Annotated in this window: 8 protein-coding genes; all 8 read right to left on the bottom strand. The window is 61.3% G+C overall.

The features are described from left to right. Positions 1 to 1112 (bottom strand): FAD-binding oxidoreductase (locus M0954_RS10300; RefSeq protein ID WP_297353028.1); only part of this gene is annotated, 1112 nt, incomplete at its 3' end. Beyond that, positions 1112 to 2404, bottom strand: coding sequence for an FAD-binding oxidoreductase (locus M0954_RS10295; protein ID WP_297353027.1), 1293 nt, complete (start codon positions 2402 to 2404; stop codon positions 1112 to 1114). The genes M0954_RS10300 and M0954_RS10295, both read right to left, overlap by 1 nt. Before the next feature lie 69 nt (positions 2405 to 2473). Next, positions 2474 to 4057, bottom strand: coding sequence for a DUF3138 family protein (locus M0954_RS10290; protein WP_122158676.1), 1584 nt, complete (start codon positions 4055 to 4057; stop codon positions 2474 to 2476). A gap of 37 nt (positions 4058 to 4094) precedes the next feature. Next, positions 4095 to 5006 carry an ABC transporter permease subunit gene (locus M0954_RS10285; protein WP_133893361.1) on the bottom strand — a complete coding sequence of 304 codons (912 nt, stop codon included), beginning with the start codon at positions 5004 to 5006 and terminating at the stop codon, positions 4095 to 4097. After that, positions 5003 to 5959 carry an ABC transporter permease subunit gene (locus M0954_RS10280; RefSeq protein ID WP_133893360.1) on the bottom strand — a complete coding sequence of 319 codons (957 nt, stop codon included), beginning with the start codon at positions 5957 to 5959 and terminating at the stop codon, positions 5003 to 5005. The genes M0954_RS10285 and M0954_RS10280 overlap by 4 nt, the downstream gene beginning before the upstream one ends. Next, positions 5956 to 7122 carry a polyamine ABC transporter ATP-binding protein gene (locus M0954_RS10275; RefSeq protein ID WP_122158679.1) on the bottom strand — a complete coding sequence of 389 codons (1167 nt, stop codon included), beginning with the start codon at positions 7120 to 7122 and terminating at the stop codon, positions 5956 to 5958. Before M0954_RS10275 ends, M0954_RS10280 begins: the two co-directional genes overlap by 4 nt. Before the next feature lie 204 nt (positions 7123 to 7326). After that, positions 7327 to 8460 carry a polyamine ABC transporter substrate-binding protein gene (locus tag M0954_RS10270; RefSeq protein WP_123387993.1) on the bottom strand — a complete coding sequence of 378 codons (1134 nt, stop codon included), beginning with the start codon at positions 8458 to 8460 and terminating at the stop codon, positions 7327 to 7329. Positions 8461 to 8539: 79 nt separating this feature from the next. Beyond that, the coding region (locus M0954_RS10265; RefSeq protein ID WP_297353025.1) for an aminotransferase at positions 8540 to 9517 on the bottom strand (978 nt) is incomplete at its 5' end.

Genomic DNA, 9517 nt, shown 5'->3' with positions numbered 1-9517 from the left:
TGCACATAGAAGTAGTTCGGATCGATCGAGCCGAAATCCGGCGCGCGATTGCGCGTGACGTCCACGAACCCGCCCCATGCATATTCGACCCGCGCATCGGCCACTTGCGGAAACACGCCCACCATCCGCTTGCGAATCTGCTCGGACAATTGGGCGGGCGACGCGCCCGTCGAACTGGCGCGGCCGCCGAACAGCACACGGTGATCGGCCGAGACGCGGAAGTAGTCGAGGAAGAAATTGTTGTCGCACACGGCTTCCCGTCTGGCGATCAGGGCGGACGCACGCGCTTCCTCGAGCGGCTCGGTGGCGACGATATACGACGCGATCGGTGCGATCCGCGCCGCGACCGAGGCGGGCAGCACATTGCCGATGGTCGCGTTGCCGCACGCAGCGACAAAGCGGCAACGAACTTCACCAGTCGCAGTCCGCACGACCGGCCGCTCGCCGCGCACGACTTCGACCACCGGTGAATGCGCGAACAGCAACGCCCCTTCGCGCCGCGCCGCTTCGGCAAGACCCAGGCAGTATTTCAGCGGATGCAGATGTCCCGAGCACGGGTCATAAACACCGGCCAGATAACGCTCCGACGCGACACGAGCGCGGATCTCATCCGTGTCGACCCACGAGAGCTTCGTATAGCCCCAGCGCGATGAGGCATCGTCCATCCATGAGCGCAGATCGGGCACACGCTTCGGCCTGGTCGCGACGGTCAGATAGCCCGGCGTGAAATCGCAATCGATCCCGTACCGTTCGATGCGCTCACGCACCAACGCCACGCCTTCCACGGACATCGCCCAGGCCGCGCGTGCCCCGTCGAGCCCGAGTTGCCTTTCGATGATCTCGTCTTTGGCGAAACCCACCAGCGTCTGTCCGCCGTTGCGCCCCGACGCTCCCCAGCCGGGACGATGCGCATCGAGCACGATCACCGACAAGCCGCGCGCCCGGCACTCGAGCGCAACCGATAGTCCGGCAAAGCCCGCGCCGATCACGCAGACGTCGGCTTCGAGCGCACCGTCGAGCATCGGATCATCGGCGAGTGGGCGCACGGCGCTCGCTTCGTAATAGGAGTCGCGGATCAGTGCATCCGCGCGGCGGTCGAGACTGTCAGCCATCAAAGCAGGTCCTTCATTCGGTACCAGGCCATCGCGAGCACGAGGGCGGGGGTGCGCAGTGTAGCGCCGCCCGGAAAATCGCGGTGGCGAATCTTGCCGAACAGGTCGAAACGCGAGGCCAGGCCATCGATCGCCTCGGCGATCAGCTTGCCGGCCAGCCCCGTGGTATTGACGCCGTGACCGGAAAAGCCTTGCGCGAAATACACGGTGGGCGAGAGGCGTCCGAAATGCGGCGCACGATTCATCGTGATATCGACGAAACCGCCCCACGCATAGTCGACCTTTACGTCGGCCAGTTGCGGGAAAGTCTTTAGCATATCGCGCCGCATGGCTTCGCCCAGATCGCGCGGCGCAAACGTCGAGTAACTGACCTTGCCGCCCCACAACACGCGGTGATCCGGCGCGGGGCGGAAGTAGTCGAGCACGAAACGGCTGTCGCAGATGGCAGCGTGCGCCGGCATCAGGGCCTGGGCGCGTGCGGGGTCGAGCGGTTCGGTGGCAATCACGTACGTGCCTACCGGCATGATCTTGCGCGCGAGCTCGGGTGCAAGTGCACCCAGCCAGGTGTTGCAGGCGAGCGCAACGAATTGCGCCTGTACCTCACCGTGAGCGGTTTCAATCACGTGCCCATTGCCCTCGCTACGCATCTGGGTCACGCAACTGTCTTCGAAAATCTGTACGCCCGCTGTGCGCGCCGCACGCGCGAGGCCAAGCGTGTAATTGAGCGGATGCAAATGGCCGCTATCCGGATCGAACAGACCGCCCAGATAGCGTGTCGACTGCACGTAGTGGCTCAAGCCGTCTTGCTCGATGTAACGGAAACGGTCGTAACCGAAGCGCGTTTGTGCTTCATCACGCCATTGCCTTAGTGATTCGGCATCGCGCGGTTTGTTCGCCGCATGAAAATAGCCGAACTTGAGGTCGCAGTCGATCTGGTGTCTGGCGACGCGATCCTTGACGATCTCCAGCGTCTCGAGTCCCATCTCCCACATACGTTTGACGTCTTCGGCGGGCATGTGCTTTGCGAACGTATCCATATCGCACGCAAAGCCGCCAATCAACTGACCGCCATTACGCCCGCTCGCCGCCCAACCGACTTTCGAGGCTTCGAGCACCGCAACGGAGTAGCCGCGTTCGGCGAGGTTGAGCGCGGTCGAGATGCCGGTGAGGCCGGCGCCGATCACGCAGACATCCACCTTCAATGTGCCGTTGAGTGGGGCATGACGGGTCGTGTCGTTGAGCGTCGCCGTGTAGTACGACGCGGCATGGGGCTGGTTCGAAAACCGGAGCATAGGCAGAAAACACAATAAAGGCCGAGGCGCGACGCCGTGAGGCAAGCAATCGCGCTTCGGCGGTACAGGTTAGAACGCGTAGATGAACTGCGTGGCCAGCATGTCGTTGGACTTGCTATATGAGCCATCGTTGCGCAGGAACGTATCCTGAGTGGCCCAGTCGTGTCGGTATTCCACCTTCACGGTGATCTGCTGGGTCGGATAGAACAGCAGGTCCAGTGCGACGTCCTGGTGGACGGCGCCCTTGCACTCGAAGCCCAGGCCGCCGTTCGCCTTCGAATTCGCCAGGCAGCTTGCACCGATGCCGAAGCCGTCCGCCGTGTCCATACCGTTCGAGTTCAGCGCGACGCCACCGCCGCCGCCGCCGTTCTTGGTGTCGGCGAGCAGGTCGTAGCGCGCCGTCACACCCATGCGCCCGACCGTCGGCACGCTGAACTTGCGGTGCGCGAGCAACGAGATGCCGTACCACTGTGCCTGGCCGCCGTTGAATGCAGCGTTCTGTTGCTGACCGTAGTCGAGCTCGGCGTTGTACTGGACGTCCGCGAGCGTGTAAGCGGCATCGGCTTCGGCGAAGAAGAAAGTGCCAAAGGCGCTCGGTGCCGCACCACCTACGCCGTATACCGGATTGCCGCTGGAGTCGAGTCCGGACGCGAGCGTTTGCCGGCCGATATTGAACGAGCCGCCCAGATCCAGCGCGCTAGACCACGTGTAGTCGACGCGTGCCGTGAAGGTTGGGATCTTGTTGCTGCTGGTGATCGGATCCCCCAACGCGTTGGTGCCCGTCTGTACCACGGACCCATACGTGCGGTACTGTTCGTTGCCCAGCATGAATTTCCACGCCCAGTTGCTGCTGTCGCCCGTGTAGTTCACGCCCACGCCGACATAGCTGCCCGGATCCGAGAAGTCATACAGCAGGTTGTGCGTGAGCGTGATCATCTGGTTCGACTGCTGCACTTCATAGCCGCCGAAGCTCGGCATCAACCCGGCCACGAAGGTCGTCGTCGCCGTCACCGGTACGGTCACGACCGCCGTGTTCAGGATGTTGTCGCCGATCGTCCCGTGCTCGTTCTGCAGCAGCGTAATGCCGTTGCCGCGGTTCGGCATCAGGGTGATTTCAGCCGACGGCGCCATCGGGCCGACACCGAAGGTCTTCTTGATGTCGAGGTAGAGATCGCCGAACGTGCTGTTGAAGTAGTTGTAGCTGCTTTCGTGGTTCGCGAACAGGAACGACGAGGTGCCCGGAGCGCGGTTATAGACATAGGTCGGATCGATATAGCCCGTGATCGAGAGACCTGCAATCGGACCGGTATTCTGCGCATCCACCAGCGAATCGACCTTCAGCTGCTGATTGGCGATCTGCTGCTTCATCGAGTCGACCTGGTCGTTGGTCAGCGTCGCTTGCGACTTGCCGTAATCAGGCGACGAAATATCCACCGGGGCCGCGGCCACGGCAGGTGCCGCAGCCGGCGCTGCCGCCGGTGCCGCGACTACCGCCTTGGGCTTGGCTGCGACCTCCGAGCGCAATTGTTTGACTTCTTTTTGCAAGGCGTTCAGTTGGGCCTGCAGCGCCTTGATCTCATCGCTGGTGGCGTCCGCCATGGCAACGCCAGGCAGACTCCCCGCCACTAGCAGGCAGATGAGTTTCTTTCTCATGCACATTCTCCTTGTTGGTCGTATTGCCAGGAACTGCTTAAACTTGGACGGCACCGAGCGACTCGCGCACGGCGGCAGGTTGGGCGGTAACGGTTGCAGCATCGGCGGCTTCAGCAACAGCAAACGCCATTTGCATATCGCGGGTGCGCTTGCGTTCGCGAATCTGCATCCAGCGATTCACTGCAATCACACCGATCGTCACAACCGTGATGAAGATCGTTGCGAGCGCATTCATTTCCGGATTCAGACCGAGACGCACACGCGAGAACACGACAAGCGGCAGCGTGGTGGAGCCGGGCCCGGAAAGGAACGCGGACAGCACCAGATCGTCGAACGACAGCGTGAACGACAGCAGCCAGCCGGACATCAGCGCTTGCGAGATCAGCGGCAGCGTGATCAGGAAGAACACCTTGAACGGCGTGGCGCCGAGGTCGAGCGCGGCTTCTTCGAGCGACTTGTTCAGCTCCTTCACGCGCGACTGCACGATGATTGCGACATAGGAGACGCACAACATCACGTGGCCGATCCAGATCGTGAACAGGCCGCGGCCCTTTGGCCAGCCGAGCATCTGTTCGAGCGCAACGAACAGCAGCAGCAGCGAGATGCCCTGAATCACTTCAGGAATCACGAGTGGCGCGTTGATCATCCCGGCAAACATCGTGAAGCCGCGAAAGCGCCCGAAGCGCGCGAGCACGAAGCCTGCCCACGTGCCGATCACGACCGACGCGCACGCCGTCAACAGCCCGATCTTCAGCGAGAGCCACGCCGCGCTGAGCAACTCGTCGTCCTGCAGCAGCGCCCCGTACCACTTCAGCGAAAAGCCGGACCACACGGTGACGAGCTTCGACTCGTTGAACGAGTACACGACGAGGCTGATGATCGGGATATAAAGGAACAGGAACCCGAGCGTCAGGACAGTGTTGGAAAGCTTTCTATTCGGCCTGATCATTTCGCGCCCTCCAGTTCCTTGACCTGGTAGTACTGGAACACGGCCATCGGCACGAGCAGCAGCAGAACCATTGCGACCGTGACGGCGGACGCCATCGGCCAGTCCATATCGTTGAAGAACTCGTCCCACATCACGCGGCCGATCATCAGGGTGTCGGCGCCGCCGAGCAGTTCGGGGATCACGTATTCGCCCACCGCCGGGATGAACACCAGCAGACTGCCGGCGATGATGCCGTTCTTCGACAGCGGCAAGGTGATGCGCGTGAAGGCGGTCCACGGCTTGGCGCCGAGGTCGTAGGCGGCTTCGAGCAGCGTCAGGTCCATCTTCACCAGGTGCGCATACAGCGGCATCACCATGAACGGCAGATACGAATAGACCATGCCGATATAGACGCCGATATCGGTGTGGTATAGCCGCAGCGGCGAGTGGATCATGCCGATCGCCGTCAGCGTGTGATTGAGCAGGCCGTCGTCCTTCAGGATGCCTATCCATGCATAGACGCGGATCAGGAACGAGGTCCAGAAAGGCAGCATCACGCCCATCATCAGCAGATTGCGTTTGGCCGGTTCGGAGCGTGCGATGTAGTACGCGATCGGATAGCCGATCAGCAGGCAGAAGAAGGTCGAGACGGCCGCCATCTTCAGCGAACTGATGTAGGTCGCTATGTACAGATCGTCCTGCAGCAGAAACGCGTAGTGGCCGAGCTGGATTGCCAGGTGCACGACGCCGTCTTTCATGCTGACGAGGTCGGAATACGGCGGAATGCTCAGGCGCAGATCGGCGAAACTGATCTTCAACACCAGCACGAAGGGCAACGCGAAGAACAGTGTTAGCCAGATGAACGGCACGCCAATCACTGTTGTGCGGCCCGACGGCAGCAGGGCGGTCAGGCGCTTCAGCAGCCGGGTGAGCGTGCTGGGCGCCACGGAGGGGGTGGAGGCCGATGTTGTCATTGCGTCACCACCACGCCGCTCGCCGGCGACCAATGGACGAACACGTCGTCGTTGTAGGCGGGCGCCCCTTCGCTCATCAGATGCGAGCTGGACAGGTTCGACACCACGGTCTTGCCGCTCGGCAGGCGCACGTGATACAGCGAATAGCTGCCCATGTACGCGACATCCGAGACGACCCCACGGGCCCAGTTGTGCGGCGTGCCCGGTTTCTCGAGCGAAACCCTGACTCGCTCCGGGCGCACCGAGATGCCCACCGGCATGCCGAGCGGACCCGTGATGCCGTGGCTCACATACATACGCGCTTCGAGATCCTCGCTTTCGACGAAGATGTGATCGGGCTCGTCTTCCACCACCACGCCTTCGAACATGTTGGTCGTGCCGATAAACTCGGCCGAGAAACGGCTGTTCGGAAACTCATAAACCTGGGAGGGCGTGCCGATCTGCACGATGCGGCCTTCGCTCATCACGGCGAGGCGCCCGGCCATGGTCATCGCTTCTTCCTGATCGTGGGTCACCATCACACAGGTCACGTCGACCTTCTCGATGATATTGACCAGCTCGAGCTGGGTCTTCTGGCGGATCTTCTTGTCGAGCGCGGACATCGGCTCGTCGAGCAGTAGCAGCTTGGGACGCTTGACGAGCGAGCGGGCCAGCGCGACACGCTGTTGCTGGCCGCCTGAGAGCTGATGCGGCTTGCGGCCCGCGAATTTGCTCATCTGCACGAGATGCAGCGCATCCGCGACGCGTTCCTTGATTTCGTTCTTCGGCGTGCCTTCCTGCTTGAGGCCGAAGGCGATGTTCGCCTCCACGCTCATATGGGGGAACAGCGCATACGACTGGAACATCATGTTGACCGGGCGCTTGTACGGCGGCATTGCCGCGAGATCTTCGCCGTCGACGAAGATGCGTCCCGAGGTGGCCGTTTCCAGTCCGGCGAGCATGCGCAGGAGCGTGGACTTGCCGCAGCCCGAGCTGCCGAGCAGCGCGAAGAGTTCGTTCTTCGCGATGATCAGATTGACGTTATCGACAGCGGTGCTGTCGCCGAATTTCTTTACGACGTTTTCAATGCGGACAAATTCGTCGGATTTGCTTTTAGTCGTAACCGCGGCTTTTGCAGCATTACGAGCCGCCTGGGCGGAGCTATTTGAGGTCGTCGAGTTCATGGCGTAACCATTCCTTGCGGATCGCGGGCGTAAGCATCCCCGTGTGGGGCGCGCGAGGCGGCTCACAAAGGTCTGCTGCGATCGGGAAACATGGGACTGCGCTTGCAAGGCGCAGGCTGACTGCCTTATTGCCTGATTCAGGCGGAGAGGGATCGAGCGATCCCTGCTCCGCGGTTATATGCGCTTATAGGCGGTGTTTAACAATCAGTGGCCGGTTTTGAGCTGAGCCCAAAGGCGGTTTTCAAGGCGCAGAATGTCGCTCGGCATCGGCTTCATCAGCGTCATCTTGCTCAATACGTCGTCACCCGGATAAACGGTGGTGTCCTGAGCGACGCCCGGCGTCACGAATTGACGTGCGGCCTTGTTGGCGGTCGGGTAGAACACTTCGTTGGTGATCGCGGCGTTGACCTTCGGATCTTCGATATAGTTGATCCACTTCAGTGCGGCTTCAGCGTGCGGCGCGTCCTTCGGGATCACCATCACGTCGAACCACAGCAGGCCGCCTTCCTTGACGTTGGAAAACTTGACCGTGTAGGAGCGCTTCGCCTCAGCGGCGCGGCGGCTGGCGATGCCGACGTCGCCCGACCACGCCACTGCGACGCATATGTCGTTGTTGGCGAGGTCGTTGATGTAACCGGAGGAGTTGAACTGGGTGATATACGGGCGGACTTTCTTCAGCACTTCGAAGGCGGCCTGGTAGTCAGCCGGGTTCGTGCTGTTCGGATCCTTGTGCATGTATTGCAGCACGGCAGCGAACACGTCGACAGCCTGGTCGAGGAACGACACGCCGCAGCCCTTCAGCTTGGAGAGGTTGGCCGGATCGAGCACCAGCGCCCAGCTATCCACCGGCGCGTCGGCGCCGAGCGCCTTTTGCACGGCTTGCACGTTATAGCCCACACCGTCTGTGCCATATGCCCAAGGCACGCCGTACTGGTTGCCCGGATCGGCGTCGGTAATCATCTTCATCAGAACCGGGTCGAGGTTCGCCAGGTTCGGCAGCTTGGATTTATCCAGCTTCTGGTAGACGCCGGCCTGAATCTGCTTGGCCATATAGTTGGACGTTGGCACCACGATGTCGTAACCCGAACTGCCTGCGAGCAGCTTGGCCTGCAAAGTATCGTCGCTATCGTAGTTGTCGTACTTCACATGGATGCCGTCTTGCTTCTCGAAGTTCGAAATCGTGTCTTTGGCGATGTAGTCCGACCAGTTGTACACGTTCAGGTCCGTGTCGGCCGCAAGCGCCGGTGAGACCGACAGCGCAGCAAAGCTCGTGACGGCGAGAAGCGCGGCCCCCGCGACCGCGTGACGAAGATGACGTCCAGTATGACTAGCGCTCATGGCGTTTTTCCCTTGAAGTTAAAGTCCCGGCATGGGCGTGTGTCATGGTTGTTACGCCCGTGCCGGAAAAGAACTGCCGTTACGAAATTCCGAGTTGTTGTGCGGTCGCGTCGATGGCTTTTTTCGCCTTCGACAAGATCTCGTCGATTTCCTGCTTCGTGATCACGAGCGGCGGCGACAGCAGCATCCGGTCGCCGGTGGCGCGCATGATCAGATTGCCGCTGAAGCAGAAGTCGCGGCAGATTGTGCCGACTTCACTTCCATTGGCAAAACGCTTGCGCGTTTTCGGCTCCTGCGCGAGTTGCAGACCGGCTACCAGCCCGGCACCGGAAATATCGCCGACGATCGGATGGTTCGCGAAGGTCTCGCGCAACTGCTTCTGGAAGTACGGACCGGTTTCGGTCTTGACGCGCTCGACGATTTTCTCGTCGCGCAAGAGTTTCAGGTTGGCGACAGCCACCGCTGCCGCGACTGGATGGCCCGAGTAGGTGAGGCCGTGATTGAAGTCGCCGTTTTCGATAATGACCTTGGCGACACGGTCATGCAGACCGACCGCGCCCATCGGCACATAGCCGCTCGTCAAGCCCTTGGCGAGCGTGATGAGATCGGGCTCGAACTCGAAGTGCTGATGCGCGAACCATTCACCGGTGCGCCCGAAACCGCCGATCACTTCATCCGCGACCAGCAGAATGTCGTACTTGCGGCAGATGCGCTGGATTTCCGGCCAGTAAGTCGACGGCGGGAAAATCACGCCGCCCGCCCCCTGGAAAGGCTCACCGATAAACGCGGCGACGTTCTCCGCGCCGATCTCGAGAATCTTTGCTTCGAGCTGCTGCGCGCGGGCGAGGCCGAATTCTTCCGGCGTCAGATTGCCCTCGGCTTCGCCGAAGTAATACGGCTGGTCGATGTGAACGATGTTCTCGACTTTCGACGGCATCTGCTCATGCATGTAGCCCATGCCGCCGAGCGTGCCGCCGGCGATCGTCGAACCGTGATAACCGTTCTTGCGCGAAATCACGTATTTCTTCGCGTGCTTGCCCTGCGTTGCCCAGAACTG

The organism is Paraburkholderia sp., from assembly GCF_026225065.1.
Lineage (GTDB): Bacteria > Pseudomonadota > Gammaproteobacteria > Burkholderiales > Burkholderiaceae > Paraburkholderia.
The sequence above is the reverse complement of the archived record's forward strand: the minus strand, read 5'-3'. Positions and strand labels throughout refer to the sequence as shown.